The sequence below is a fragment of the Halomonas smyrnensis AAD6 genome, assembly GCF_000265245.1.
Lineage (GTDB): Bacteria > Pseudomonadota > Gammaproteobacteria > Pseudomonadales > Halomonadaceae > Halomonas > Halomonas smyrnensis.
In genome coordinates, this window is record NZ_AJKS02000009.1 from 77290 (window position 1) to 103348 (window position 26059).

General features: G+C 67.2%; 23 protein-coding genes and 1 pseudogene. 18 read left to right on the forward strand and 6 right to left on the reverse strand.

Features of this window, described 5'->3' with window-relative positions; genetic code table 11:
- The first annotated feature begins 218 nt into the window (after positions 1 to 218).
- The 6 genes from UYS_RS0211295 to UYS_RS0211320 all read left to right on the forward strand — a co-directional run bounded on the left by UYS_RS0211295 (position 219) and on the right by UYS_RS0211320 (position 6999).
- On the forward strand, positions 219 to 1334 hold the full coding sequence (locus UYS_RS0211295; RefSeq protein WP_016855619.1) for an ABC transporter permease: 1116 nt from the start codon (positions 219 to 221) through the stop codon (positions 1332 to 1334).
- The gene (locus UYS_RS0211300) at positions 1334 to 2179 is read left to right on the forward strand and encodes an ATP-binding cassette domain-containing protein (protein ID WP_026068509.1); all 846 of its coding nucleotides are present in this window, start codon (positions 1334 to 1336) and stop codon (positions 2177 to 2179) included. Before UYS_RS0211295 ends, UYS_RS0211300 begins: the two co-directional genes overlap by 1 nt.
- Positions 2180 to 2260: 81 nt before the next feature.
- The gene (locus tag UYS_RS0211305) at positions 2261 to 3427 is read left to right on the forward strand and encodes a phytanoyl-CoA dioxygenase family protein (RefSeq protein WP_016855621.1); all 1167 of its coding nucleotides are present in this window, start codon (positions 2261 to 2263) and stop codon (positions 3425 to 3427) included.
- Positions 3428 to 3791: 364 nt separating this feature from the next.
- On the forward strand, positions 3792 to 4754 hold the full coding sequence (locus tag UYS_RS0211310; RefSeq protein WP_016855622.1) for a sugar ABC transporter substrate-binding protein: 963 nt from the start codon (positions 3792 to 3794) through the stop codon (positions 4752 to 4754).
- An 81-nt stretch (positions 4755 to 4835) separates the two neighbouring features.
- Positions 4836 to 5798, forward strand: coding sequence for a sugar phosphate isomerase/epimerase family protein (locus UYS_RS0211315; RefSeq protein ID WP_016855623.1), 963 nt, complete (start codon positions 4836 to 4838; stop codon positions 5796 to 5798).
- 37 nt (positions 5799 to 5835) lie between these two features.
- Complete coding sequence (locus UYS_RS0211320; RefSeq protein ID WP_016855624.1) at positions 5836 to 6999, forward strand: Gfo/Idh/MocA family protein; 1164 nt, start codon at positions 5836 to 5838, stop codon at positions 6997 to 6999.
- 268 nt (positions 7000 to 7267) lie between these two features.
- On the opposite strand, the gene UYS_RS0211330 is transcribed toward UYS_RS0211320, so the two are convergent.
- The gene (locus UYS_RS0211330) at positions 7268 to 8329 is read right to left on the reverse strand and encodes a GlxA family transcriptional regulator (protein WP_237738459.1); all 1062 of its coding nucleotides are present in this window, start codon (positions 8327 to 8329) and stop codon (positions 7268 to 7270) included.
- 101 nt (positions 8330 to 8430) lie between these two features.
- Between UYS_RS0211330 and tmpA the strand changes: the two genes are divergently transcribed.
- From tmpA to UYS_RS0211390, 12 genes are all read left to right on the forward strand, one after another.
- On the forward strand, positions 8431 to 9570 hold the full coding sequence (gene tmpA, locus UYS_RS17345) for a 2-trimethylaminoethylphosphonate dioxygenase (protein WP_016855627.1): 1140 nt from the start codon (positions 8431 to 8433) through the stop codon (positions 9568 to 9570).
- Positions 9567 to 10154, forward strand: a complete 588-nt coding sequence (locus tag UYS_RS0211340) for an HD domain-containing protein (protein WP_016855628.1) — start codon at positions 9567 to 9569, stop codon at positions 10152 to 10154. Before tmpA ends, UYS_RS0211340 begins: the two co-directional genes overlap by 4 nt.
- Positions 10151 to 11746: a 5-guanidino-2-oxopentanoate decarboxylase gene (locus UYS_RS0211345; protein ID WP_016855629.1), complete on the forward strand. Its 1596-nt coding sequence runs from the start codon at positions 10151 to 10153 to the stop codon at positions 11744 to 11746. Before UYS_RS0211340 ends, UYS_RS0211345 begins: the two co-directional genes overlap by 4 nt.
- A gap of 64 nt (positions 11747 to 11810) precedes the next feature.
- Positions 11811 to 12746, forward strand: coding sequence for an ABC transporter substrate-binding protein (locus UYS_RS0211350; protein WP_016855630.1), 936 nt, complete (start codon positions 11811 to 11813; stop codon positions 12744 to 12746).
- Positions 12743 to 13486, forward strand: a complete 744-nt coding sequence (locus tag UYS_RS0211355) for a class II aldolase/adducin family protein (RefSeq protein WP_016855631.1) — start codon at positions 12743 to 12745, stop codon at positions 13484 to 13486. The genes UYS_RS0211350 and UYS_RS0211355 overlap by 4 nt, the downstream gene beginning before the upstream one ends.
- Positions 13487 to 13506: 20 nt before the next feature.
- Positions 13507 to 14700, forward strand: a complete 1194-nt coding sequence (locus tag UYS_RS0211360) for a pyridoxal phosphate-dependent aminotransferase (protein ID WP_016855632.1) — start codon at positions 13507 to 13509, stop codon at positions 14698 to 14700.
- Between the two features lie 7 nt (positions 14701 to 14707).
- Positions 14708 to 15511, forward strand: a complete 804-nt coding sequence (locus UYS_RS0211365) for an ABC transporter ATP-binding protein (protein WP_016855633.1) — start codon at positions 14708 to 14710, stop codon at positions 15509 to 15511.
- A 46-nt stretch (positions 15512 to 15557) separates the two neighbouring features.
- Positions 15558 to 16325 (forward strand): transporter substrate-binding domain-containing protein, encoded by a 768-nt coding sequence (locus tag UYS_RS0211370; RefSeq protein ID WP_016855634.1) that lies wholly within the window; start codon positions 15558 to 15560, stop codon positions 16323 to 16325.
- Positions 16326 to 16410: 85 nt separating this feature from the next.
- Complete coding sequence (locus tag UYS_RS0211375) at positions 16411 to 17124, forward strand: ABC transporter permease (protein ID WP_016855635.1); 714 nt, start codon at positions 16411 to 16413, stop codon at positions 17122 to 17124.
- Between the two features lies 1 nt (position 17125).
- Positions 17126 to 17878: an ABC transporter permease gene (locus tag UYS_RS0211380; RefSeq protein WP_016855636.1), complete on the forward strand. Its 753-nt coding sequence runs from the start codon at positions 17126 to 17128 to the stop codon at positions 17876 to 17878.
- Positions 17866 to 19305, forward strand: coding sequence for an aldehyde dehydrogenase family protein (locus UYS_RS0211385; protein ID WP_016855637.1), 1440 nt, complete (start codon positions 17866 to 17868; stop codon positions 19303 to 19305). Before UYS_RS0211380 ends, UYS_RS0211385 begins: the two co-directional genes overlap by 13 nt.
- Before the next feature lie 139 nt (positions 19306 to 19444).
- Complete coding sequence (locus UYS_RS0211390; RefSeq protein WP_016855638.1) at positions 19445 to 20602, forward strand: M20 metallopeptidase family protein; 1158 nt, start codon at positions 19445 to 19447, stop codon at positions 20600 to 20602.
- Between the two features lie 589 nt (positions 20603 to 21191).
- Here UYS_RS0211390 and UYS_RS0211395 read toward each other — a convergent pair.
- The 5 genes and pseudogenes from UYS_RS0211395 to UYS_RS0211410 form a co-directional block, all read right to left on the reverse strand.
- Complete coding sequence (locus UYS_RS0211395; protein ID WP_016855639.1) at positions 21192 to 21554, reverse strand: cupin domain-containing protein; 363 nt, start codon at positions 21552 to 21554, stop codon at positions 21192 to 21194.
- Positions 21555 to 21750: 196 nt separating this feature from the next.
- Entirely contained in the window at positions 21751 to 23070 is a 1320-nt protein-coding gene (locus tag UYS_RS0211400) for an NAD(P)/FAD-dependent oxidoreductase (RefSeq protein ID WP_026068510.1), read from the reverse strand.
- A gap of 97 nt (positions 23071 to 23167) precedes the next feature.
- Positions 23168 to 24442 (reverse strand): FAD-dependent oxidoreductase, encoded by a 1275-nt coding sequence (locus tag UYS_RS0211405; RefSeq protein WP_237738461.1) that lies wholly within the window; start codon positions 24440 to 24442, stop codon positions 23168 to 23170.
- Positions 24431 to 24592: pseudogene (locus UYS_RS19020) on the reverse strand (rubredoxin); the annotation flags it as partial. The gene UYS_RS0211405 and the pseudogene UYS_RS19020, both read right to left, overlap by 12 nt.
- Positions 24593 to 24603: 11 nt before the next feature.
- Positions 24604 to 26046, reverse strand: coding sequence for an aldehyde dehydrogenase family protein (locus UYS_RS0211410; protein WP_016855642.1), 1443 nt, complete (start codon positions 26044 to 26046; stop codon positions 24604 to 24606).
- Positions 26047 to 26059: the final 13 nt, after the last annotated feature.

Below are 26059 nucleotides of genomic sequence, written 5' to 3' on the forward strand. Positions count from 1 at the left end.
TTCATTACGCACGGTCGACATGCTTATTCCCACCACACAAACACAAGAGGTCCGTCGCCATGCCCGCCCTGCTTCGTTCGCTGACGATGTTTCATGCCATCCCCGTTCCCTTGAGCTGGCTCCAGCCCAGTGTCACAAGGCCGGATGATCCTTTGAACGCGGACAACCATTGAACAACAACGAACCGGCGCTCTGATCGCGCCATCAGGAGGTTTCCCATGAGTGACACAGCCCCTAGCCCACAGCCGCCCACCGACGAGCGCGTTCAGCACGTCAGCGTGTTCAAGCGGCTGCTCAGCCGTCCCGAATGTGGCGCCGTCGCCGGTGCCTTTCTGGTGATGGTGTTCTTCGTCATTGCCGCCGGCGACACCGGCATGTTCACCGGCACCGGCATCATCAACTTTCTCGAAGTGGCGGCCATGCTGGGTATCATCGCCGTGGCGGCCGCCCTGCTGATGATCGGCGGCGAGTTCGACCTGTCGATCGGCTCGATGATCGGCTTCGTCGGCATGCTGATCGCGATCCCGGCGATCGAATACGGCTGGCCGCTGTGGTCGGCGCTGCTGTTCGGTTTCGTCTGCGCACTGCTGGTCGGCCTGCTGAACGGTTGGCTGGTGGTACGCACCGGCCTGCCATCGTTCATCGTCACGCTGGGCTTTCTGTTTATCCTGCGCGGACTGGCTATCGGCCTGCCACGGTTGTTCACCGATCGTACCCAGGTCGGTGGCGTTCACGAGGCCATGCAGAACGACTGGCTGGCGCCACTGTTCTCGGGGGAGGTAGGCACGGGGCTGTTCCAATGGCTGGCCGATATCGGGGTCATCGCCACCAACTTCGCCGGCAATCCCACGGTCAGCGGCATTCCGGTGTCCATCGTGTGGTGGTTCGGACTGACCGCGGTCGCCACCTGGGTGCTGCTGGGCACGCGCTTTGGCAACTGGATCTTCGCCTGCGGCGGAGACCCCAATGCCGCACGCAACGTCGGTGTGCCGGTCAAGCGAGTCAAGATCGCGCTGTTCGCATTTACCGCCCTGTGCGCTGCCATCTACGCCGCCCTCCAGGTCATGGACACCGGTTCCGCCGACAGCATGCGCGGCATGCTCAAGGAGCTGCAGGCGATCATCGCGGTGGTGATCGGCGGTGCCCTGCTGACCGGGGGCTACGGCTCGGCCATCGGCGCGACCTTCGGCGCCCTGATCTTCGGCACCGTACAGATGGGGATCTTCTATACCGGCGTGAACACCGACTGGTTCCAGGTCTTCCTCGGCGCGATGCTGCTGGTCGCGGTGCTGTTCAACAACTATGTGCGCAAGAAAGCGCTGGAGGCCAAGTGATGTCTACGCAAACTCCGATGATCGAAATGCGCAGCGTCGGCAAGCGCTTCGGCAGCGTTATCGCCCTCAACGACATCTCGATGAAGGTCTGCAGCGGCGAGGTGATGTGCCTGCTTGGCGACAACGGTGCCGGCAAGTCGACCCTGATCAAGACCCTGTCGGGGGTGCACAAGCCTACCGAGGGCGAGATGCTGGTGGCGGGCAAGCCAACTCGCTTCCGCAATCCCGCCAAGGCGCTGGACGCCGGTATCGCCACGGTATTCCAGGATCTGGCGATGATTCCCATGATGTCGATCACCCGCAACTTCTTCATGGGCCGCGAGCCGACCATCGGCTGGGGACCGCTCAAGCGCATCGACTGGCAGTTCGCCGAGCGGGTGGCGCGGGAGGAGATGGCCAAGATCGGCATCGACATCCGTGACCCCAGCCAGCCGGTGGGCACCCTCTCCGGAGGCGAGCGCCAGTGCGTGGCCATCGCTCGGGCGGTGTACTTCGGGGCCAAGGTGCTGATCCTCGACGAACCGACCTCGGCACTCGGGGTCAAGCAGGCCTCGGTGGTACTGCGCTACATCGCCAAGGCGCGCTCCGATGGCCTGGCGGTGATCTTCATTACCCACAACGTTCATCACGCCTATCCCGTCGCCGATGCCTTCACTCTGCTCAAGCGGGGCACCAGCCTCGGCACCTTCCGCAAGTCGGAGGTGAGTCGCGAGGAGGTACTCAACATGATGGCCGGCGGTGCCGAGCTCGAAAGCCTCGATGCCGAGCTGGCCGAGTTCCAGCGCAACGACCGAGAGCGAACCGAGTCGGCAGCACCGGCAGTGCGCCTGGCCAACGGCCATTGAGGCCCTCCCGGTCCATGGACCGGGCCGCATGACCCCGCCGGGCGTCACGGCGCCCTTTTCCTTCTTGCCAAGGAGACCGCCATGACTCCGCCACTGCGTCACTTCGGTGCCTCGGAACGGCTGGATCTCGTTCGCTTCGCTGCCCTGTGCGAACGTCACACCGAGCCCGCCGACTATTCTCTGGCAGAGCGCCTCTCCGCCGGTGTTCCCGTCTACGATGGTCGGCGTGCCCTCGAGCTCGGCGCGCGGGTGGATACGCGAGCGTCACTGCTCGACGAATGGCATCAGGGGCTGCTCGAGGGTCCCGGGGTGCTGGTTATCGAGGGGATGTTCGCCGATACCCGGGTCATCGATGACGCCAGCGAGGCCTTCTTCGCCATCATCGAGTCGGAGCGGGCGGCCGGCGCCAAGGGCGATCATTTTGCCCCCGCCGGCAGCAACGATCGCATCTGGAACGCTTTCCAGAAGCATGGCCTGACGGCCCCCGAGAATTTCCTCGCCTACTATGCCAATCCCCTGCTGGCACTGGTCAGCGAGGCCTGGCTGGGGCCTCATTATCAGGTCACATCGCAGGTCAACGTCGTCAATCCGGGCGGCCAGGCACAGCGACCCCATCGCGATTACCACCTTGGTTTCCAGGACGATGCCAGCGTGGCGCGCTATCCACTGTCCATGCAGGTGGCCTCGCAGCTGCTGACCCTGCAGGGGGCCATCGCCCACAGCGACATGCCGCTGGATACAGGCCCGACCCAATTGCTTCCCTATTCCCAACGCTATCCGGAGGGCTACCTGGCCTATCGCGATCCGGCATTCCGCGACTACTTTGCCGAACACGCCCTTCAGCTGCCGTTGGCAAAGGGAGATGGCCTCTTCTTCAATCCGGCGCTGTTCCATGCCGCCGGCGAAAATCGCAGTCGCGATCGACGGCGCATGGCCAACCTGCTGCAGGTGTCGTCGGCGTTTGGTCGGCCCATGGAGGCGGTCGATTCCCGCCGGCTGATCGAGGCCTGCTATCCGGCGCTGCTCGACGCCTACCGTCGCGAGAGCCTGTCACCTGGCATTCAAGCCTTTCTTACCGCGGTCGCCGAGGGCTATGCCTTCCCGGCAAACCTCGACCTGACGCCGCCCGAGTCCGGCATGGCGCCGGAGACTCAGCGCCGGCTCGTGGAACGCGCCCTGGAGCAGGCATGGTCGCCGACAACCATCGGGAAAGCCCTTGAGCGACTGGAAGAATTGCGCCGGCCCTGACGGAGTCGAATTTACGCCGACTCACTCGATGTTGATGCCGTCCTGGGCAAGTCGTCGTGACGCCAGCCCAGGTGGAGCGTTTGATGACCCGATGAGAATATTTTTTCCATTAATACCAAAGTATAGAACATAAAATTTGAACGTATTTAAAATAGAATATATGTTCAAAGAGACCGGATGGGTCGTCACCGAATCGATGCAGTCGGCCTCGCGACAAGGAACAACACTTGCTGCGATGGTTGACAGACAGGCCCGAGAATAGAGGGCAAGCGCCGCAAGCATCGAGTACGAATGCACGATAGCGCCAGTCGACGATTCAGCGAAAAACCGTCGTCACTATCAAGAACAATCACGGAGAACCGTCATGCAAAAGCGACTCAAGAACCTCTCTCTCGGGCTCATGGCCGGGGCCTGCCTCGTAGGTGGTAGCAGTGCAGTCAATGCCCAGGACGCCGGTGGTTCGGAGCCCCTGGATATCATCGCCATCACCCATATCGTGGCCGCCGACCCCTTCGGCGCGGTGCTCAAGAACGGCTTCGAAGACGCCGCCGAGGCCATGAACGTCAACATGAGGTACCAGTCGCCCGCCCAATACGACACGGCACAGATGCAGCGCATGATCGAGCAGGCTGTGGCCGCGAGCCCCGACGGCATAGCCCTGACGATTCCCGATCCCAGTGCCTTCGCGGGGCCGATACAGGAAGCGATCGATTCCGGGATTCCGGTCGTTGCCCTGAACTCCGGCGAGACAGTCGCCCATGATCTGGGGGCATTGGCCTACGTGGGACAGAGCGAGTATCGCTCCGGCAAGCTGGCCGGCGAGCACATGAAAGAGGCAGGTGTTGAGCATCCGGTCTGCGTCAATTTCGCCCCCGGGCAGGCACAGTTGGACGCCCGTTGCAGCGGCTTCGAGGAAGGCTTTGGCGGCGGAAGCACCCAGCTGTCCACGACCCAGGACCCCACCGAGATCACCAATGCCGTCTTCGCTTATCTCAACAGTAATCCCGATACCGACGGCATCATGAGCCTGGGCTCGCTGTCGACTGACCCGCTGCTCGCCATGCTGCGTGACCAGAACGCCCTGGAGCAGATCTCCCTGGCGACCTTCGATCTGTCGCCGCAGACGCTCGAGGCGGTGCGTGACGGCGACATGCTGTTCGCCATCGACCAGCAGCAGTATCTGCAGGGCTACCTGCCGGTGGTGATGCTGTCGCTCTACAATCGCTATGGGCTGATGCCCACCACCGATGTCCAGACCGGCCCCAACTTCATCACCCAGGATGATGCCTCCCAGGTCATCGAGTTGACGGATCAAGGCTTCCGCTGATTTTCGCTCCACGCCCTCGGTCGGCCGTGCATAGCGCATGGTCGGCCGTATTGACTTCCCACATGATTTCTTGGAGACCGCATGAAGATCGGAATCGTCACCGACAGCTTGGCGAACCTCGGCCTTGATGAACTGCTGGCTTTCTGCGCCGAACAAGGCATCGATAGCGTTGAGTTCGCCATCGGTAACTGGTCCAACTCGCCGCACCTCGACGCCGCCGGACTGCTGGAAAGCCAAAGCAAGCGTCAAGAGCTCAAGTCCAAGCTTCATCACCATGGCCTCACCATCTCGGCCTTCAATGCCAACGGCAACTCAATGCACCCTACTGATGGCGAGCGACAGGACGCTATCGTACGCCAGGCCATCCGACTCTCTGAGCACTTCGATGTGCCTAGGGTCAACCTGATGTCCGGGCTCCCGGCCGGGGCTGCTGGTGACAGCATGCCCAACTGGGTGACCGCCGCTTGGCCGCCGGAAACACATCGCATGCTCGACTACCAGTGGAATGAGGTCGCGATCCCCTACTGGCGAGAGCTGGTCTCCTACGCCAACGACCACGGCATCCACCAGCTCTGCCTGGAGATGCACGGTAACCAGCTGGTCTACAATATGCCGTCCTTCCTGCGCCTGCATGAGGCAGTAGGCGATACCGTGGGCCTCAACTTCGATCCCAGCCACCTGTTCTGGATGGGCGGCGACCCGATCGAGATCGTCAAGCGCTACGCACGGCACATCTACCATGTGCATGCCAAGGATACTTACCTGCATCCCGGCAACCTGGCCCACAACACACGGCTCGACCATCTGCCCATGGACCGTTTCCAGGAGCGCAGCTGGTCCTACGTGACGCTGGGGTATGGCCACGGCGAGTCCTGGTGGCGCGATTTCTGCTATTGGCTGCAGGCCGGGGGCTATCAGGATGGCGTGCTGAGCATCGAACATGAGGACATCAACCTGTCGCGCCGCGAGGGGGTGATCCGCTCCGTCGCGCTGCTGCGAAATTGCATGCCCACCGAGACCCCCGATTTCGAACTGCCCAGTTGATTCCCCCTTCACTCGTCGAACGTCGAGGAGCTCAGCCATGCCAGAGCGTCTCAACATCGGCCTGATCGGCAGCGGCTTCATGGGCCAGACCCACGCCGACGCCTATCGTCGGGCCCGTCTGCTCTACCGCGATCTGCCGCTCGAGCCCCATCTGTATGCCGTGGCCGATCAGGGCACAGACGCGGCCGAGAGCGCATGCAAGCGCTTCGACGCCGAATTCGCCTACGGCGACTGGCGCGAGCTGGTCGCCGACCCCAGGGTCGATGTGGTCGACATCACCTCGCCCAACCAGCTGCACTACGAGATGGCGATGGCCGCCATCGAGCACGGCAAGCATGTCTACTGCGAGAAGCCGCTGGCGATGAACGACGACCAGGCCGCCGCCATGCACGAGGCCGCCGAGCGCGCGGGTGTCAAGACCATGGTCGCGTTCAACAACGTCAAGACGCCGGCGGCCATGCTCGCCAAACAGCTGATCGAGGCCGGCGAGATCGGCCGGCCGACGCGCTTTCGCGGCACCTTCGATCAGGGCTTCTTCAACGACCCCGAGCTGCCCTGGTCGTGGCGCTGTTCGCGGGAAGCCGCGGGCACCGGCGCGCTGGGCGACCTGGGTGCCCACACCATCAGCGTCGCCCAGTACCTGATGGGCGACGTCAGGGCGGTTTGTGCCCAGGCCCAGACCTTCTTCACCGAGCGCCCGGTCGCCTCGGGCTACGCCGGCTACTCGAGCAAGGTCGAGGCAGGGGCGGAGCGGCGTCCGGTCGACAACGACGATCAGTCTCAGGCGCTGGTCAAGTTCGCCTCCGGTGCTGCCGGAGTGATCGAGAGCTCGCGAATTGCTGCCGGCAAGGTGTTTGGCATCACCTGGGAGGTCTGCGGCACGGAAGGCACGCTGATCATGGACGGCGAGCGCTTCAACGAGCTGAAGGTCTACCGCTTCTCGGACGACAAGCGTGATCGCGGCTTCAAGACCCTGCTGGTCGGCTCGCAGGTGCCTCAGTTCGGCGCCTTCTTCCCGTTCGACTTCGGCGGCGGGGCGCTAGGCTACTTCGATGTCAAGGTGATAGAGGTCCATGACCTGATCCAGGGCATCGCCGGCGACCACGGCTGCTATCCCGACTTCGCCTTCGGCCGCCACAACCAGCGCATCATCACCGCCATCGACAACTCCGCGCAGCAGCAGCACTGGGTCGATATCTGACCGGCCATCAGAGAGAGCACTCCATGAGCAACACCCAAACCAGGACGATCAAACCGCTACGCTGGGGCATCCTCGGCACCGCCAACATGAGCATGCTCGACGCACTGTTCGCCTCCGGCGAGTCGGGTACCTGGCAGCCGCTAACCCAGTTAGCCGGGTACATCCTCCCCAGAAACGGCCGGCCGCCAGATGCTGAGCGCCCCCCTCGGCTCGAAGATAACCGGCGGCCTGCTGACCGAGCCAGGTCTTCATCGCCGTCTTGAGCGGCCTATCCCGGCCCCCGGGCCGCCGTGTCCCTGGGCGCTTCCCCGAAGCGTGCCCGATAGGCCCGGGAAAAATGCGCGGGATGCGTAAAACCGGTGGCCAGGGCGGCCTCGGATACGGTGCAGTGGCTGCCGGCCAGCAGCCGCTGGGCCCAATCCAGACGCATGCCGGAATAGCACTGCTTGGGGGTCTCGCCGAAATGGGCCAGAAACAGCCGCGATAGCTGCCGCTGGGACTGGCCCGCCAGGCGGCAGATCTCGGGGATCGGCAGCGCCTGGGCCAGGTTGGCCTCCATCACCGCCAGGCTCTTCACCACGCTGCGCGGCAGATTCGCATAGCGCGCCGTCGTGAAGGCGTCGGACGCCCCTCCCTCATCATCGGCCGGTACATCCTGGCGATCATGAACCAGCTGGCGGCTCACCGCATCGGCCAGCGCCGGTCCGTAATCCCGGGCGATGCGATCCAGCATCATGTCGATACCGGTGGTCCCCCCGGCGCCGGTCTGACGCGTCGCATCAGACTCGAAGCGCTTGCGGCTGATCGAAAGCCCCGGAAAGTCGCGGCGAAAGGCCGGCACGCTCTCCCAGTGCAGTGCCACCCGGTGCCCCTCCAGCACCCCGGCCCGCGCCAGGATGAAGGGCGCGGTATCCAGCCCACCCAGCCAGCCACCGTGAGCCGCCACTCGGCGCAGTACCGCGCGATCCTGGGCCATCACCGTGGCCTCCGCCTCGTAGGACGACACCACCATCAGGTGGGCATCGTCGGGCACCTCGGCCAGCCGGCCGTCCACCTCGATGCGCACGCCGTTGCTGGCCACCACCCCAGCGCCATCCACTGAGCGCAGCCGCCAGGCGAACAGGTCGCGCCCGAAGCGGTTGGCCACCCGCAACGGCTCGAGCATGCAGAACAGCGTCAGCATCGAGAACTTGGGCAGCAGCCAGACCTCCAGGGTCTGCTCGGCCTGTTCCGGTGACAGCAGCGGCGGTGAATCCGGCCGCGGATAGGGCCAGGCCGCGGACATTTCATCGCCCATGTCCAAAAAAATTAATCTTATGGCGAATTTCATCAAATTATATCGCCAATCCGACGTTAGGGTACAGAGGTGTCACGTCATCGGCGCCGCTGACCACGACCGCTCACGCCCTGACCATCCGGAGATTTCTCGCCATGACTGCAAGCGCCAAGGTAACGCTGTCCGCCGACGGCAAGCGCCTGACCCTCGACCTCGATGGCCGTTCTCACGAGCTCGCGGCCCTGTGGCTGCGCGAGCGCGCCCCCGACGCCGAGACCCTGGACCCGGGCACCGGCCAGCGCCTGATCGAGGCCGCCGAGCTGCCCCTGGATCTCGCCGTGGAACACGCCGAGATCGACGGCGATGCCCTGGCCCTGCGCTTCAGTGACGGGCACGCCACGCGCTTTCCGCTGGCCACGCTGGAAGCAGGTGGCGCCCATCATGGCGACATCGTGCCGGGCCGTACCCTGTGGGAGGCCGACGTCACCGCATTGCCCCATGCCGACTTCGCCGCCGCCGTGGCCGACGATACCGCCCTGCTCGGGATGCTCGAGGGGCTGCATCGCCATGGCGTCGTCATGGTCTCCGGCGTGCCCACCGACGAACACGGCATGCAGGCCCTCATCGATCGCGTCGGCCCGCTGCGCCGCACCAACTGGGGCGGCATCGCCGACGTCAGGTCGGTGGCCAACGCCTACGACCTGACCATGACCCAGCGTGGCCTGGAGCCGCATACCGACAACCCCTACCGCGACCCGATCCCGGGCTATATCTGGCTGCATTGCCTGACCAATGCCGCCGACGGCGGCGACAGCACCCTGGTCGATGGCTATCGCGCCGCCCAGGTGCTGCGCGAGCGCGATCCGGCGGCCTTCGACTGCCTGACCCGCGTCTCGCCGCGCTTCCACTATCGCGACGAAGACACCTGGCTGGAGAGCGAAGGCCCGCTGATCGAGCTGGACAGCCAGGGCCGGATAAGCCGCGTGCGCTTCAACAACCGCACCGAACGGGTCGACGCCCTGCCGGCGGACGAGCTCGAGCGCTACTATGCCGCGCGCCACGCCTTCTATGCGCTGATCACCTCGGATGAGCTCACGGTGAACCTCAAGCTGGCCCCGGGGCAGATGCTGATCATGGACAACTACCGCCTGTTCCACGGCCGCCGTGCCTTTGAGCTGGCCGGCGGCGTGCGCCACCTGCGCCAGGGCTACGTCGATCGCGACAGCACCGCCAGCCGCCGCCTGACCCTCCGCCACCGGCTGAGCGACGTCGCCATCCCCGAGGAGGTCGCATGAACCAGGCCCGTTTCCGCCACTTCGGCGAGGCCAGCCGCGACGAGTGGGCGCTGATCGACGATCGCTTCCGCGACTACGTCGCCGACGCCCCGCGCCGGGTGCTCGAGCACCTGCACCGCCTGGCCGGCGATACCCACGGCTACCCGGTGGATCGCTACGAGCACTGCCTGCAGACCGCCACGCGCGCGCTGCGTGATGGTGCCGATGAGGAGATGGTGGTCTGCGCCCTGCTCCACGACATCGGCGACGACCTGGCACCGGCCAACCACGCCGAGATCGCCGCGGGCATCCTCGAGCCGTTCATCGATCCGCTCAACGCCTGGATGATCCGGCATCACGAGCTGTTTCAGGGCTATCACTACCGCCACTACTTCGGCCTCGATCGCCACGCCCGCGAACAGTTCCGTGACCATCCGGCCTATGAGCGCACGGTGCGCTTCTGCGACGACTGGGATCAGGCCAGCTTCGACCCGGACTACGACACCCTGCCGCTCGAGCACTTCGTGCCGATGGTGAAGCGGGTGCTGACACGGGCGCCCTTCGGCGGCCTGCCACCCATCGTCGAGGAGGAGACTCGTTCATGAACTGCGCCCGACACCTCATCGCCCTGCTCGAGGCCCACGGCGTCGACACCGCCTTCGGCATCCCCGGCGTGCATACCATCGAGCTGTATCGCGCCCTGGGCGACAGCGGCCTGAGCCACGTCACTCCGCGCCACGAGCAAGGCGCCGGCTTCATGGCCGACGGCTACGCCCGGGCCAGCGGCAGGCCCGCGGCCTGCTTCATCATCTCCGGCCCCGGCATGACCAATATCGCCACCGCCATGGGCCAGGCCCTGGCCGACTCGGTGCCGATGCTGGTGATCTCCAGCGTCAACCAGCGCGCCACCCTGGGCCGCGGTCAGGGGCGGCTGCACGAGATGCCGCACCAGGGCGAAACGCTCTCGGGCGTCAGCGTGTTCAGCCACACCCTGCATGACCCGGCGGCGCTGCCCGAGGTACTGGCCCGGGCCTTCGCGGTATTCGCCAGCGCCCGCCCGGGCCCGGTGCATCTCGAGATCCCGCTCGACGTGATGATCGCCCCCGCCCCGGAGGCCGTGCCGACACCGGCAGCGGTGTTTCCGCCCGCCCCCGCCCCCGAGGCGCTGGCCCGGGCCGGCGAGTGGCTGGCAGGCGCCGAGCGCCCGCTGGTGCTGCTCGGCGGCGGCACCGCCGCCGCGCCGGAGACCGCCCGGGCCCTGGTCGAGCGTCTCGACGCCCCGGCCTTCACCACCATCAACGCCAAGGGCGTGCTGGGCCTCGACCATCCGCTCGATCTCGGCGCCACCCAGAGCCTGCCCGCGGGACGCCGGCTGGCCGCCGAGGCCGACGTGGTGCTGGCGATCGGCACCGAACTCGGCGAGACCGACTACGACCTGGTGTTCGACGAGGGCTTTCGGCTCGACGGCCGTCTGATCCGCATCGACATCGACCCGCAGCAGCTGGGCCGCAACCAGGCCGCGGATCTCGCCCTGCTCGCCGAAGCCGGCCAGGCCATGCGCGGCCTGCTCGATGTGCTGCCGGATGCCGCGGACCGCGACGGGGCCGCTCGCGCCGACGCCGTGCGCGAGGCACTGGCGCTGGCCGCGGATCCGGAGCTCGCGCCCTATGTGCCGCTCTTCGCCGCCCTGCGTGAGGCGTTGCCCGAGGCGATCGTGGTCGGCGACTCCACCGGCCCGGTCTACGCCGGCAACTTCCTGGCCGCGATACCGGCGCCGAGGCGCTGGTTCAACGCCGCCACCGGTTTCGGCACCCTCGGCTATGGCCTGCCCGCCGCCCTGGGCGCTGCCGTGGCAACCCCGGACCAGCCGGTAGTCGCCCTGGTCGGCGACGGCGGCCTGCAGTTCGTGCTCGGCGAGCTCGGCACCGCCCGCGACCTGGGCCGGCCGGTGGCCCTGGTGATCTGGAACAACGACGGCTACGACGAGATCCGCCGCTACATGTCGATGAGCGAGGTGCCGCATCTCGGCGTCGACCTGGCCGCCCCGGACTTCCGCGCCCTGGCCGAGGCCTACGGCGGCCGCCATCTCGGCGTCACCGACCCGGCGAGCCTGCACGACGCCCTGGGCCGGCTCTGCGAGGCGGAAAGCCCGCTGATCATCGAGGTCGATGCCGCCGCCTGGACCGCATCACTCTGAACGTTCGTCCTCCCCTTTCCATGGCCGGCCCGAGCCGGCCCACTCCACAAGGAGACGTCGAAACATGAAGACGCAGACCACGACCCTGAGCCTGATCGCCGGCCTGACCCTGGCCGGCCCGGCACTGTCGAACGACCGCGACGACCGCCTTCGCCTGGTCGTGCCGCCCTGGCCCGGCGTGACCGTGAAGAGCGAGATCTTCTCCCAGCTGATCGAGCCGCTGGGCTATACCACCGAGACCCTGGAAATCAGCTCGACGGTGGGCTATAGCACCCTGCAGAGCGGCGACAGCGATGCCTTCCTGGCCGGCTGGATGCCCGCCCAGCAGGAGAGCTACGACGCCGCCATGGAGGCCGATGCCATCGTCGACCTGGGCAACAACGTCAACGGCGCCCGCATGGGCTTCGCGGTGCCCGACTACGTCTACGAGGCCGGCATCACCCGCGCCGAACAGCTCGCCGACCCGGCCATCGCCGAGCGCTTCGAGCGGACCGTCTACAGCATCGAGAGCGGCTCGACGATCACCGACATGATCGACGGCGCCATCGACAGCAACACCCACGGGCTCGAGGGCTGGGAACTCATGGCCTCCTCGACGCCGGGCATGCTCAGCGAGGTCAATGGCGCCGTGGAGCAGCAGCGCTGGATCCTCTTCTACGGCTGGACACCGCACTGGATGGTGCCCGAATACGACGTGCACATCCTCGACGACTCGGCCGATATCTTCGGCGCCGACGGCGGCCGCAGCGACGTCAAGACCATCGTCGCCAGGGACTATGCCGAGGCCAATCCCAACCTGGCCCGTCTGCTCGACCAGTTCGAGCTCTCCGCGGAGGAGCAGAGCGAGTTCATCCTCGAATACAGCCTCAAGGAACGCGATCTCGAGGATGTCGCCCACGACTGGCTGGTCGACAACCCCGAGCGCGTGGCCAGCTTCCTCGAAGGCGTCACTACCCGCGACGGCGAGGACGCCCTGAGCGCCGTGGAGGCCGGCCTGTGAACGCCGCCCAGCCCGAGCGCGAGATCCGCCGCGACCTGGCCGCCGCCTATCGACTGATCGCCCTGGACGGCATGGACGACGGCATCTCCACCCATATCTCCGCGCGCCTGCCGGGCGAGCGCTTCCTGCTCAACGCCTTCGGGCTGCGCTTCGAGGAGGTCCGCGAGGACAACCTGGTGATCGTCGATGCCTCCGGCGAGGTGCTCGACGACCCCACCGGCCTCGGCATCAATCCCGCCGGCTTCACCATTCACAGCGCCCTGCACGCGGCCCGCCCCGAGGTGGCCTGCGTGCTGCACACCCACACCGTGGCCGGGGTCGCGGTATCGAGCCTCGCCGAGGGGCTGTTGCCGCTTAATCAGTGGGCGCTGCAGTTCCACGAGCGGCTCGCCTATCACGACTACGAGGGCATCGCCCTGGATCTCGACGAGAGAGCGCGCCTGGCCGCCGACCTCGGCCCTCACTCGGCGATGATCCTGCGCCAGCACGGCCTGCTGGCCTGCGGCACAAGCGTCGGCGACGCCTTCCTGCGCATGCGCGATCTCGAGCGCAGCTGTCGGGCCCAGCTGGCCGCCCAGGCCACCGGCCAGCCACTGCTCGAGGCGTCGCCGGACATGGCCGAGCACGTCGCCCGCCAGTACGAGGCCTGGGCCGAGAGCCCCGGCGGCACCGACCGCGCCTGGCAAGCCGAACTCCGCCGCCTGCCCGATGACGCCACCCAGGCTCACGCCTCCCGCTGACCCGACAGAGCGAGACATCGATGCGTTATTCCCGACTGACCGAGCGGATCGCCGGCGAGGGCGCCGCCGCCTGGGACATCCATAACCGCGCTTTGGCCCGCCGGGCCGCCGGCGAGGACATCACCGTGCTGTCGGTGGGTGACCCGGACTTCGACACCCCGGCGCCGATCGTCGAGGGCGCGGTGAAAAGCCTGCGCGCCGGCGCCACCCACTACCCCGACGTGCAGGGTAAACTCGCCCTGCGCGAGGCCATCGCCGAGCGCTACCGCGCCCGCGGCCTGGAGGTCACGCCGGAACGGCTGATCGTGATGTCCGGCGCCCAGTGCGGGCTCTACGCCGCCGCCCAGTGCCTGCTCGATCCGGGCGATGAGGTGATCGTCCCCGAGCCGAGCTACGTCACCTACGAGGCGGTGCTGCAGTCCACCGGCGCGCGCATGGTGCACATCCCCCTGCGCGGCGACGCCGGCTTCCGCCTGGACGTGGCCGATCTCGAGGCGGCCATCACCCCGCGCACCCGGGCGATCCTGCTCAACAGCCCCCACAACCCCACCGGACAGCTGATCGACGCCGCGGCCTGGGCGGACATCGCCGCGCTGTGCCGGCGTCACGACCTGTGGCTGATCTCCGACGAGGTCTATGCCGAGCTGATCTTCGAGGGCAAACACGTCTGCGCCGCGAGCCTCCCCGACATGGCCAGCCGCACCGTGGTGATCGACAGCCTCTCCAAGTCGCATGCCATGACCGGCTGGCGACTGGGCTGGGTGCTGGGCCCGGCCCCCCTGATCGAGCATCTGAGCCACCTGGCGCTGTGCATGCTCTACGGCTGCCCGGATTTCATCCAGGACGCCGCCCGCCACGCCCTGCGCGAGCCCCTGCCCGAACTCGACGCCATGCGCGAGACCTATCGTGGCCGCCGCGACGCCGTGGTCGCCGCCCTCGCCGGCTGCCCGGCGCTGGAGGTCATCACGCCCGCGGCCGGCATGTTCCTGATGATCGATATCCGCGCCACCGGGCTGTCGTCCAAGGCCTTCGCCGACCGCCTGCTCGACGAGCAGGGCGTCTCGGTGCTGTCCGGCGAGGCCTTCGGCCCCTCCGCCGCCGGCTTCGTGCGCCTGAGCCTGACCGTCGACGTCGCCCGTCTGAACGACGCCTGCCAGCGCCTGGCTCGCGTCGCCGAGCGGGCCCGCGCCGGCTCCCTTTCCACCACCGAGTGAGTTGCCTATGACATCATCGAGCCAAGCTCTCTCCCCCGATGCCTCCCACCGCCTGGCGGTGGAGGTCCATCACCTCGTCAAGCGCTACGGCGACCTCGAGGTGCTGCGCGACGTGTCCCTGGAAGTGCCCGAGGGCAGCGTCACTTCGATCATCGGCGCCAGCGGCTCGGGCAAGAGCACCCTGCTGCGCTGCCTCAACCTGCTGGAGCGGCCCGACCAGGGCGATCTGGCGATTGCGGATGAGACGATCCGCTTCGACCGCAATCCCCAGGGCGACATCGTCGGCCTCGACCGGCGCCAGCTGCAGCGGCTGCGCGCCAAGGTCAGCATGGTCTTCCAGCAGTTCAACCTCTGGCCCCACCTCACGGTGCTGGGCAACGTCACCGAGGCGCCGATGCGCGTCCAGGGCCTCTCCAAGCGTCGCGCCATCGAACGTGCCGAGCACTACCTGGAGCGGGTCGGCATGGCCGACAAGCGCGACGGCTACCCGGCCTTCCTGTCCGGCGGCCAGCAGCAGCGCGTGGCCATCGCCCGGGCGCTGGCGATGGAGCCGCGCCTGTTGCTGTTCGACGAGCCCACCTCGGCGCTCGACCCCGAACGGGTCAGCGAGGTGCTCGGCGTGATCCGCGACCTGGCCGCCGAGGGCCGCACCATGGTGATGGTGACCCATGAGATGGCCTTCGCCCGCGAGGTCTCCGACCAGGTGGTGTTCCTCGACCGCGGCTTCGTCGGCGAGGCCGGCTCACCGCGCCAGGTCTTCGAGGAGAGCCGGGACCCGCGCTGTCGACGCTTCGTCGCCCCGGCCGCCTGACCGACCGGCCCTTCCCTCCCGACACGACAATACCAAGGAGAACTGCATGAACCGTCCCCTGATCGCCCTGACCGCCGCGGCCGCCCTCGGCCTCTCCGCCACCGCCCAGGCCGGCGAACCGCTGAAGATCGGCATCTCCGCCGAACCCTATCCGCCCTTCACCTACACGTCCTCCGACGGCGAGTGGACCGGCTTCGAGGTCGAGCTGGGCATGGCCCTCTGCGACGCCATTTCGCGCTCCTGTGAGATCACCCCCACCGGCTGGAGCGGCATCATTCCCTCGCTCAAGGCCGGGCGCATCGACATGATCATGAACTCCATGTCGATCACCGAGGCACGCCAGCGGGTCATCGACTTCAGTGATCCCTATTACTTCTCGGGCAGCGCCTACGTGGCCGCCGAGGATCTCGACCTCGAGATTCCCGACGGGCTCGGCGACTACGTGCTCGGCGTACAGGCCGCGACCACCCAGGCCACCTACGCACGCCGCGCCCTGCGCGACAGCGTCGACGACATCCGCCTCTACGACCAGGCCGAACAGGTCAACCGCGACCTGCTGTCCGGCCGCCTGGACGTGATCCTGGCCGACGAGATCGCCATGGTCGAATTCCTCGAGCGTGACGCGGCCGAGGGCTACGAAGTCAAGGGCATCGCCCCCCGCCACGACGCTTTCGGTGATGGTATCGGCCTCGGCCTGCGCCAGGGCGACGACGCCCTGAGGGACGAACTCAACGCGGCCATTGCCGAGGTCCGGGAGAACGGCACCTGCGGCACGCTTTCCGAGAAGTACTTCGGCACCGATATCTGCACCTGATCCCGGTCCTCGACGACGCTCGTCCGGCAGGCAATGCCCTTCGCCTGCCGGCCTCGCCCTGTCTCATCAAGGACGCGACTCTCGCATGAACAACGTATCCCAAGAGGGACTGCTCGACTGGGCCGGCCCGATTCTCCAGGGGGCGCTCACGACCCTCGAGATCGCCGTGCTGGCCTATGCCATCGGCCTGGTGCTGGGGCTGCTCGGCGCCAGTGCCAGGCTCAGCCCCTGGGCCCCGCTGCGCGGCCTGGCCACCGTCTATTCCACCGCGGTGCGGGCGGTCCCCGAGCTTTTGCTGATCATCCTGCTCTACTACGCCGGCTCTCAGGCGCTCACCGCCCTGACCAACGCCATGGGACTGCCCGGTCAGGTGGCCATCAACGGCTTCGTCACCGCCGTGGGCGTGCTGGCCTTCGTCCAGGGCGCCTACATGACCGAGGTACTGCGCGGCGCCATCCTGGCGATCCCCCGCGGTCAGCTCGAGGCCGCCGATGCCTTCGGCTTCTCCGCCTGGGACCGCTTCCACCGCATCGTGGTCCCGGCCATGCTGCCCATTGCCCTGCCCGGAATGTCCAACCTGTGGCTGATCCTGATCAAGGACACCGCGCTGATCAGCGTGATCGGCTTCAGCGAGCTGTTCTTCACCATCCAGCAGGCCGCGGCCAGCACCCGCGCCCACTTCCTGTTCTACGCCGCCGCCGGGGTCATCTACCTGGCCATGACGCTGACCTCCACGGCGCTGTTCACGCGCCTCGAGCGGCGCGTGCGCCGCGGACAGCCGACCGGCGAGGAGGCCTGACATGGATTTTTCCTGGCTGCAGGACCCGTTCTATCAGGAATATCTGATCGAAGGGTTCGTCAATACCCTGTGGCTGCTGGCGGTCTCCGCCGTGGCCGGCATGACACTGGCCGTGGCGGTGGCCATGGCACGCCTCAAGGGTCCGCGACCACTGGCCATGCTGGCCAAGGGCTTCACCATCGTGATGCGCGGCACCCCGCTGCTGGTGCAGCTGTTCTTCTTCTACTACGGCGTCGGACGGCTGCTGGAGGGCATTCCGGGCGTGCAGGACAGTGCGATCTGGCCACTGCTGCGCGATCCGTTCTTCTACGGCGCCCTGACCTTCACCCTCAGCGTCGGCGCCTACTCCGGCGAGGTGCTGCGCGGCGCCCTGGCCAGCGTGCCCCCGGGCGAGCGCGAGGCCGGCCGTGCCTTCGGCATGTCGCCCTTCCAGGTATTCGCCCGGCTGTGGCTGCCGCGCGCCGTCCAGCGCTGTCTGCCGACCCTGACCGGCGAGATGATCCTGCTGCTCAAGTCGGTGCCGCTGGTCTCCACCATCGCCCTGATGGACCTGCTGCAGGCCGCCAACATCATTCGCGACGAGACCTTCCTGGTCTACGAGCCGCTGATGCTGATCGCCGGCATCTACCTGGCCATGACCGTGGTGCTGACCCTGGTGCTGCGCCAGGTGGAGCGTCACTTCCCCGGCATGCAGCCGACGCGCCGCCGCCGCCTCCCCCTTCGCCGAGCCGAGAGCGCCCCATGCAAGCACTGACCCATCACTTCATCGACGGCCGCTGGAGGGAGAGCCACGGCCACCGTCGCCTGCCGGTCGGCGATCCCTATCACGAGACGGTAATCGCCGAGGTCACCGCCGGCTCGCCGCAGGACGTCGACGCCGCCGTCAGCGCCGCCCGGCGCGCCCTGCCCGGCTGGCATGCCCTCGGCGGCGCCGCACGCGGCGATACCCTGGACGCCCTCGCCGACGCCCTAGCACGGCGCCGCGCCGCACTCGCGGCGCTGTCCAGCCGCAACAACGGCAAGCCGCTGGCCGAGGCCGAGCAGGACCTGTCCGACGCCATCGCCTGCTACCGCTTCTACGCCGGCGAGGCTCGAGCGCTGGACGAGCGCCAGGGCGAGACCGTGGCCACCGATGCGGCGGGCCTGGTGTCGCGCCGCTACCGGGACCCGGCCGGTGTGGCCGGGTTGATCACGCCCTGGAACTTCCCGCTGGTCAGCAGCGCCTGGAAGCTGGCCCCGGCGCTGGCCGCCGGCTGCACGGTGGTGTTCAAGCCCTCCGAGGTCACCCCGCTGCCCGAACAGGCGCTGGCCGAGATCGCCGAGGAGATCGCGCTGCCGCCCGGCGTCTTCAACCTGGTCCACGGCGACGGCGGCAACGTCGGGGCGCCGCTCGCCGCCCATCCGGGCATCGACAAGCTGTCCTTCACCGGCAGCAACCGGGTCGGCGAGGCGGTGATGGCCGCGGCGACCCGGGGCACCCGCAACGTCTCGCTGGAGCTCGGCGGCAAGTCGCCGATCCTCGTCACCGAGGACACCGACCTGGACCTCGCCGCCTCGCTGGTGCTGGGTGGCTTCTGCTACAACGCCGGCCAGATGTGCTCGGCCACCTCGCGGCTGCTGGTCCACGAGACCGTAGCCGATGCCCTGCACGCACATCTGGATGCCGCCGTGGCCGAACTCGTCGCCGGCGATCCGCACGACCCGGCCACCACCCTGGGCCCGCTGGTCAGCGCCGGCCAGCGCCGCCGGGTGAACGCCTACCTGGCGGAGGCCGAGGAAGAAGGCCTCGTGCCTACCGCCCCGCCGCTCGCCCTGCCCACCCACGGCCACTTCGTCGCCCCGCGGGTGTTCCGCGATGTGCCGACCTCGAGCCGGCTGTGGCGCGAGGAGGTGTTCGGCCCGGTGCTGTGCGCGCGGACCTTCCGCGACGACGATGAAGCGGTGGCACTGGCCAACGACAGCGCCTTCGGCCTGGCCGCCAGCGTGGTTGCCGGCACCGCCGAGCGTGCCGAGGCGCTGGCCGTGCGAATCGTCGCCGGCAACGTCTGGTGCAACACCGACCAGATCGCCCCACCGGGGCTCGGCTGGGGCGGCATGAAGGGTAGCGGCATCGGCCGCGAGCTCGGCCGCGAGGGGCTCGAGGCCTATCTGGAAACGCGCTACGTCACACGGCCCGCCTGAGGCCGACCGACGCACGCCCCAAGCCGGCATGGTCGGTTCCGGGGCGTGAGCCGCCAGGCCCCGGCGGACCGATAAGGCCCGCCACCCGGGCGGGTGGACAGCCAACGCCACCACTTACCTCTGCAGGAGACACGCCCCCATGAAGGAGCACGAGCTCGCCACGCTAACGGCCCTGCGACGGGAGCTACACCGCCATCCCGAGGTCTCGGGGCAGGAGCGCGAGACCGCCCGGCGAATGGCCGCCGCATTAAGGGAAGCCGGCGTCGATGAACTTCACGAAGGCATCGGTGGGCATGGGCTGGTCGCCGTCATTCACGGCGAAGCGCCCGGGATAGGCGTCGCGCTGCGCGCCGATATGGATGCCCTGCCGATGACCGAGGATCAGGTCAAGCCCTACCGTTCGGCGAACGACGGCGCCATGCATGCCTGTGGCCATGATGGCCATGCCACGATGCTCGTGGGGGCGGCCATGAACCTCATTCGGCATCGCCCCGAGCGGGGCCAGGTGGTGTTGATCGTTCAGCCGGCCGAAGAGCTCGGCACCGGCGCGCCGGACATGCTCGCCGATGGACTCTTCGACAGGTTCCCCGTCGAGGCCATCTTCGGCTTGCATAACTGGCCCGGCGTCAGTGCGGGCCATTTCGTGGTGCATGACCTGCCGCACATGGCTTCCAGCGACGAGTTCGAGGTCGAGTTTCACGCCAAGGGCGGACACGGTGCCATGCCGCATCTGAGCGCCGACCCCGTCGTGGCCGCCGGGCTCTTCATCACCGCCGTCCACCAGATCGTCAGCCGCAACGTGAATCCCAGGGACGTCGCAGTGATCAGCGCCGGCAGCATCCACAGCGGGCATGCGAGCAACATCATTCCGGCATCGGCCACCGTCAAGGGGGACACGCGCAGCTTCACTCCCGAGGTCAGGCAGACACTGGAGACCCGAATCCGCCAGGTCGCCGAGGGCATCGCACTCGCCACGGGGTGTGACGCCAGGCTGCACTACTCGCCTTCAACGCCCGCGGTGGCCAATGACCCCGACTGTGCCGCACTGTGTCGCTCGGTCGTCGAGGCCCAGTGGGGGCCGGAGCGCCTCGTCGACCATCCCATCAGCCTGGCCGCCGAGGACATGGGCGTCTTCCTTGAAGCCAAGCCCGGCGCCTATTGCTGGATCGGCAACGGTGACCGGCCCGATAGCCCTGACCTGCATCAGCCCCATTACGACTTTAACGACGACCTGCTTTCACCAGGCAGCACCTTCCTGGCTGGCGTGGCACGCGAGTACTTGCGCACCCGCCAGTAAGCAGCCGACCTGACGATTCACCACTCACGGGTCGAATCGGCAGTATGCGGGACGCAAGCGCAGGCGGCCGTGGCTCCCTCATGGCCGTCGTGTCTAGCGAACCAGAGGCAGGAAGTGCAGATGCTTCTCGTACTGATCGACGATATCGCCGATCACCTGGGACTCGAGGTAACCGACAGTGCTGTACTTCTGCCTTACCCCCGGTCATGGCGCAACGAGCCCCGACAATCCGGTATGCCCGGCCCGGCTCGGACACTTCCCGGCATGCGTCGGCCTGTCCAGTTCAGATTCCGCCTCGGGTAGGGGATGATGATCAAGGACTCGGTATCGACGCCCTCGAGACAACGCAAATTTAAAATGTAACGTTCCGGGGCCAGGCGAGCACGACGCAGCGGTGCAATACCGCAGAAGCGGCAGACATAGTGCCGTACCTCACCATCTCCCCATCGATAAGTTGCGTGACTATCCGGCCGGGCGAGAATGGCGACTTTCCTCTCGTCCACGATCCAAAGTGGCACGCACCTTTGAAAGGCATTCAGGCGATCCTTGTCGAGGGACCTTATCCCAGGTATCGCCATCGGTGGCGGGTTTACTCCATCCCGTGCAGTGCCTTCCAGTTGCCCGGATAGAGGGCATAGCCGAACAGCGCCTGGCCACCATAGACCAGCTCGGTGCCCTCGGGAATCCAAAGCATCTGCCCGGGCGCAATGCGATGAGTCTCGCCGGCGGCGGTGACCTCGAGCTCGCCCTCGATGACGAAGATCACCTCGTCGTAAAGCACCGTCCAGGTCACTTCGGCACCCTCCCAGCGGGCAAAGCCGGCGCCCATGGTCTCGCTCAGGGCGGTGTCCACGGTACGGCCGATCTCGGCGTGCCCCGGCGGACCTCCACGGTGGCGGAAGGAGGTATCGCGATGATCGAACTTGATGGCGCGGATGGGGATATCACTCATGGTGGTCCTTGTTTGGATCTGATCAAAATGAGCGCAGGTCGGATAGGCGTCAGCGTTTCCGCCACTCTGCTGGTGCGGTCTCTGATACGTTGTCGAGCGAAGGCAAAAATCGAAAAGAGCGCTGCGCTTACTAGCCGTAAATGAGCAGCTTGAGTCGATTTTTCACGCCGTATTGCCGAGCGCAGACCGTTTCAGCCTAGAGTTCGCTGCGGCTGGCCCAGGCAGCCTGCTTCATCCGGGTCTTCACGCCGAGGCTCAAAAAGGGCTCCGGGGGGTTGAGCGCCGGCTTGCCGGACACCGCCAACATGTCGGCGAGCTGACTAGAGTCCTGGCCGGTGGCCAGTTCCGCCAGCAACTTGCCGGAGATGGTGCCTCGTGCCGCGCCGACGCTCTGGTGGACACCGGACATCCAGGCGTTGTCACCGACCTTGCCGAAGAAGGCCGTGTAGTTGCGCGACAGACCGCAAGCCCCACCCCAGGTGGCAGCGAAGGGCACGTGGGCCAGCGTTGGGTAGCGCGCCTCGAAGGACTCGCGATGTCCCCGACGGATGCGAGTCCGCTCGGCCAGATCATCGTGATAGCGCGGCACGAAGCGGTACTGGTTGCGGATGATCAGCCGCCGATCCGGAGTCAGTCGCAGCGTGGTGCCGGCATGGTCGGCGGGCGTCAGCCCGAAATGGTGAGGCGCGGTGGAGAACAGCGCCATCTCGTCGTCTGTCAGCGCCCGGGTCATGCTGGCGAACGTCATCACCGGCAGCATGCGGTGCCTGAGGAAACCGAACTCCTGAGAGTAGATGTTAGAGCCCAAAAGCAGGTTGGTGGCACGTACCTCGCCCTCCGGCGTAGTGGCGCACCATTGCCTACCCGAGTGGGTCAGACTCACTACCGGCGTGTGCTCGTAGAGCTCGGCGTTGCCCGGCAGACTCTCGCCAAGCCCACGCACCAGGGCGGCGGGCTGCATCAGGGCAGTGTTGGCGGTATAGATGGCCGAAGCGTAGTGCTGGGTGCCGAGGATCGGCGCCAGCTCGTCGCGCTCCAGGCGCCGGTAGGGGTAGTCGAATTCCTTGAGCAAGCGCTCGTAGTGGTCGAGGTACTTGAGGCCGCGCTCGCCCACCGCGCCCTGGTACTTGCCCGCCCGGGACCAGCCGCATTCGATGCCGTGGCGCCGAACCAGGGTCTCCAGATCGTCTACCGCACCGCGGTTGAGCGACAGCAGCTTCTGCTTGCGGGCCAGGTCGTCGCCCTCGAGGTCGCGCTTGTGGGGCAGGTCGATGACGAAACCGGTATTGCGACCTGAGGCCCCTTGCCCCACCCGTAAGGCCTCCAGCACCACCACTCGATCGCCGGGCCGCAGCTCGGCGACGCGGCGGGCCGCGGCCAAGCCGGTGAAGCCGGCACCGATCACCAGCCAGTCGACGCTCTCGCAAGTAGTCAGTCGAGGAGCCGGCCTTGGGTCATCGAGCACCTGATACCAACCATTGCACTTGTCGTCACGAGGAAGGATTGCTTGTGACATTCTTCACCCCCGCCGCGCCAAAACGCGACGTCATCACCGGCCAGGCCGGTGGCTCTAAAGAAGGCGGCGCCCGATGGGCGCCGCGTGTACGGCCGCCTCAGGCGGCCTGATCTTGGCCGCAGGCCTTCACCCAATCGCTGCGCCCTGCCATGGCCGCCTCCCCCACCAGGGCGAAGCCCAGCAGCCGGCCACCAGCATCATAGGCACCCGCCTCGATGCCATCGGAAGTGGCCGTACAATGCCAGTTCGCATCGACCTCGGCCGAGGGCACCACCACGCAGATTGGCGCCGCTGGCGTCTTCACCATCACCGGCATCACCGGATAGCTGACCGCCGTCGGGGTGCCCGTGAGCGTCGCCGCCAGGGCGCGCAAGCCGGCGTTGATCGGTGCCAGGTAAGGCAGCAGCTGGCCGCCGATCTCCACAGCGTCGCCCAGGGCATAGACGCCTGGGAGCGACGTCATGAGATGATCATCGACGCGAATGCCCCGACCGCAGTCGATACCGGCCGCGCTGGCAAGCGCGGTGTTGGGCGCGAGCCCCACGGCGCTGACGACCAGGTCCGCCGCGAGCTCGCTGCGGTCGGTCAGGGTCAGTCGATAGCCAACCTCCTCGGCGGCGACGCTGGCCACCGAGCGCGACAGGTGCCAGCCTACGCCCTGCGCCGCGAGAGCCTCGCGCAGCACCGCGCTGCCCGCCTCCGGCAGCAGCCGCGACAGCGGGCGCTCGGCCAGCCCCACTACCTCGATCTTGTGGCCCGCCTGGGCCAGATCATTGGCGAACTCGCAACCGATCAGGCCGTCGCCGATGATCACCACCCGAGCCGCACGGCCGAGGGTGTCGAGGCGCTCGCGCATGGCGGCATAGTCGCCGCGATCGTTGACCGAGAGCAGCGCGCCTGCCTCGCCCTCCACCGGGATGCGAATCGGGCTCGCCCCAGTGGCGAGCACGAGCTGGCCGTAGTCCAGTTCGCCGAGTCGGGTGACGAGGCGCTTGGCCTCGGCGTCGATGCGCTGCACCGGGCAGAAGGCATGCACCCGAATGTTCAGGCGGCGCTCGATCGACAGCGCCGATTCGTCGAGCAACGCCTCGGCATCCTTGCCCAGGGCAAAGGCGTTGGACAGCGCCGGCTTGGAATACAAGCCGCCATCGTCGGCAGTCACCACGTGGATCTCGCGCTCGGCGTCACGGCCGCGTACCGCCTCGGCCAGACCATAGCCGGCATGGCCACTGCCGATGATGACCAGCGGCCCGACCGGCGTTGCGGCGGTCGGCGCTACGGTGGCCGATGCGTTAGCGGCCACCGCATCGGCCAGCGGGGCGGGACCCGCTGCCGGAGTCTGAGCGGGCGCGTCATCGGTGATCTCGAGCATCTCGAAATCTTCCTTGCCCACGCCGCAGTCCGGGCAGATCCAGTCGTCCGGGACATCCTCCCAGCGGGTGCCGGGAGGAATGCCATCACTCGGCCAGCCTTCGGCCTCGTCGTAAACGAGACCGCAGATGATGCACAGCCACTTCTTCATCTGAACCTCCTTCACGCGCCCTTGATGCGTACGGCGATGTTGCGAGTCTGGACGTAGCTGTAGAGCGCCTCCTGCCCTTTCTCGCGGCCGAAGCCGGAGAGTCCCACCCCGCCGAAGGGCGTTTCGACGCCGCCGGCGAACCACTCGTTGATGAACACCTGGCCACCACGCAGCCGCCGGGCAGTACGCAGGGCACGATTCAGGTTTTCATCGAAGACGCCGGCCACCAGACCGAATTCGGTGCCGTTGGCGAGCGCGACGGCCTCGTCCTCGGTATCGAAGGGATGGATCACCAGCACCGGACCGAAGACCTCTTCCTGGAAGATCTCGCTGTCCGCGGCGACGTCGGTGAACAGGGTCGGCTGCATGAAGTAGCCGTTGGTGCCCGAGACACGTTCGCCGCCGGTCACGCAGGTCGCCCCGGCCTCGATAGCGCGGCGACACATGGCCTCGACCTGCTCGAGCTGATCCTTCGATACCAGCGGGGTGAGGTCGGGCTCGTCGATGCCGGCGCCGATGGTCAGGCCTTCCGCCAGGGCCCGGGCCCGGTCGACGACCTCGTCATAGCGCGAGCGATGCACCAGCAGTCGCGACATGGCCGAACAGACCTGACCGGCGTTGAAGAAGATCCCCGCCTGGATGCTCTCGAGCACCTGATCGATGTCGGCATCGGCATGGACGATGGCCGCAGACTTGCCACCCAACTCCATAACGCTCGGCGTGGCGCGCTCGGCGGCGTCGCGCAGAATACGCTGACCGGTAGGCACCGAACCGGTGAAGACGATCTGGTTGGCATCACGGTGCTTGATCAGGTGGGCGCCGACCACCGATCCCTTGCCGCACAGCAGATTGACGGCGCCCTTCGGCAGGCCGGCGCGTTCGCAGGCGGTCATCAGGAAGGTCATCGCCAGCGGCGAGATCTCCGGCGACTTGATCACCACGGCATTGCCGGCGGCCAGGGCCGGGGCCAGCGAACGGGCACAGATCGACGGCGGAAAGTTCCAGGGTACGATCTGCACCGAGACGCCCATGGGTTCATAGCTGGTGAAGTCGACGTAGTCGTCGCCCAGCGGGATCGAGGTACCCTCGATCTTGTCGGCCATGCCGGCGTAGTACTCGAAGTAGCGGGCGGACTCCTCGAACTCGCCGCGGGCAACGTCCAGGGACTTGCCGTTCTCTCGGCACAGCACCAGAGCAGCCTCTTCGGTCAACGCCTTGATTTCCTCGGCGATGGCCAGCAGCCAGGTCACGCGTTGGGCCGGGCGCACCGAGCTCAGCGCGCCGGAGGTCACGCAGCGCCGGGCCGCGGACATGGCCGCATCGGCATCGGCCAGGCTGGCCTCGGCGATCTCGGCATAGACTTCACCGGTGGCCGGGTCATCGACGGCTAGGTAGCCATCGGCGCCGACCCAGGCGCCGTCGATATAGTTGTAGTAGCGATCGAGCGTGCTCATCGGGGCTCTCCAG

Coding starts and splice junctions, on each gene's coding strand:
- UYS_RS0211370 (WP_016855634.1), top strand. CDS start 15,558: ATGAACCGTCCCCTGATCGCCCTGACCGCCGCGGCCGCCCTCGGCCTC.
- UYS_RS0211350 (WP_016855630.1), top strand. CDS start 11,811: ATGAAGACGCAGACCACGACCCTGAGCCTGATCGCCGGCCTGACCCTG.
- UYS_RS0211390 (WP_016855638.1), top strand. CDS start 19,445: ATGAAGGAGCACGAGCTCGCCACGCTAACGGCCCTGCGACGGGAGCTA.
- UYS_RS0211380 (WP_016855636.1), top strand. CDS start 17,126: ATGGATTTTTCCTGGCTGCAGGACCCGTTCTATCAGGAATATCTGATC.
- UYS_RS0211330 (WP_237738459.1), bottom strand. CDS start 8,329: ATGAAATTCGCCATAAGATTAATTTTTTTGGACATGGGCGATGAAATG.
- UYS_RS0211300 (WP_026068509.1), top strand. CDS start 1,334: ATGTCTACGCAAACTCCGATGATCGAAATGCGCAGCGTCGGCAAGCGC.
- UYS_RS0211400 (WP_026068510.1), bottom strand. CDS start 23,070: ATGTCACAAGCAATCCTTCCTCGTGACGACAAGTGCAATGGTTGGTAT.
- UYS_RS0211385 (WP_016855637.1), top strand. CDS start 17,866: ATGCAAGCACTGACCCATCACTTCATCGACGGCCGCTGGAGGGAGAGC.
- UYS_RS0211320 (WP_016855624.1), top strand. CDS start 5,836: ATGCCAGAGCGTCTCAACATCGGCCTGATCGGCAGCGGCTTCATGGGC.
- UYS_RS0211360 (WP_016855632.1), top strand. CDS start 13,507: ATGCGTTATTCCCGACTGACCGAGCGGATCGCCGGCGAGGGCGCCGCC.
- UYS_RS0211365 (WP_016855633.1), top strand. CDS start 14,708: ATGACATCATCGAGCCAAGCTCTCTCCCCCGATGCCTCCCACCGCCTG.
- UYS_RS0211345 (WP_016855629.1), top strand. CDS start 10,151: ATGAACTGCGCCCGACACCTCATCGCCCTGCTCGAGGCCCACGGCGTC.
- UYS_RS0211410 (WP_016855642.1), bottom strand. CDS start 26,046: ATGAGCACGCTCGATCGCTACTACAACTATATCGACGGCGCCTGGGTC.
- UYS_RS0211375 (WP_016855635.1), top strand. CDS start 16,411: ATGAACAACGTATCCCAAGAGGGACTGCTCGACTGGGCCGGCCCGATT.
- UYS_RS0211310 (WP_016855622.1), top strand. CDS start 3,792: ATGCAAAAGCGACTCAAGAACCTCTCTCTCGGGCTCATGGCCGGGGCC.
- UYS_RS0211315 (WP_016855623.1), top strand. CDS start 4,836: ATGAAGATCGGAATCGTCACCGACAGCTTGGCGAACCTCGGCCTTGAT.
- UYS_RS0211305 (WP_016855621.1), top strand. CDS start 2,261: ATGACTCCGCCACTGCGTCACTTCGGTGCCTCGGAACGGCTGGATCTC.
- UYS_RS0211295 (WP_016855619.1), top strand. CDS start 219: ATGAGTGACACAGCCCCTAGCCCACAGCCGCCCACCGACGAGCGCGTT.
- tmpA (WP_016855627.1), top strand. CDS start 8,431: ATGACTGCAAGCGCCAAGGTAACGCTGTCCGCCGACGGCAAGCGCCTG.
- UYS_RS0211405 (WP_237738461.1), bottom strand. CDS start 24,442: ATGCTCGAGATCACCGATGACGCGCCCGCTCAGACTCCGGCAGCGGGT.
- UYS_RS0211340 (WP_016855628.1), top strand. CDS start 9,567: ATGAACCAGGCCCGTTTCCGCCACTTCGGCGAGGCCAGCCGCGACGAG.
- UYS_RS0211395 (WP_016855639.1), bottom strand. CDS start 21,554: ATGAGTGATATCCCCATCCGCGCCATCAAGTTCGATCATCGCGATACC.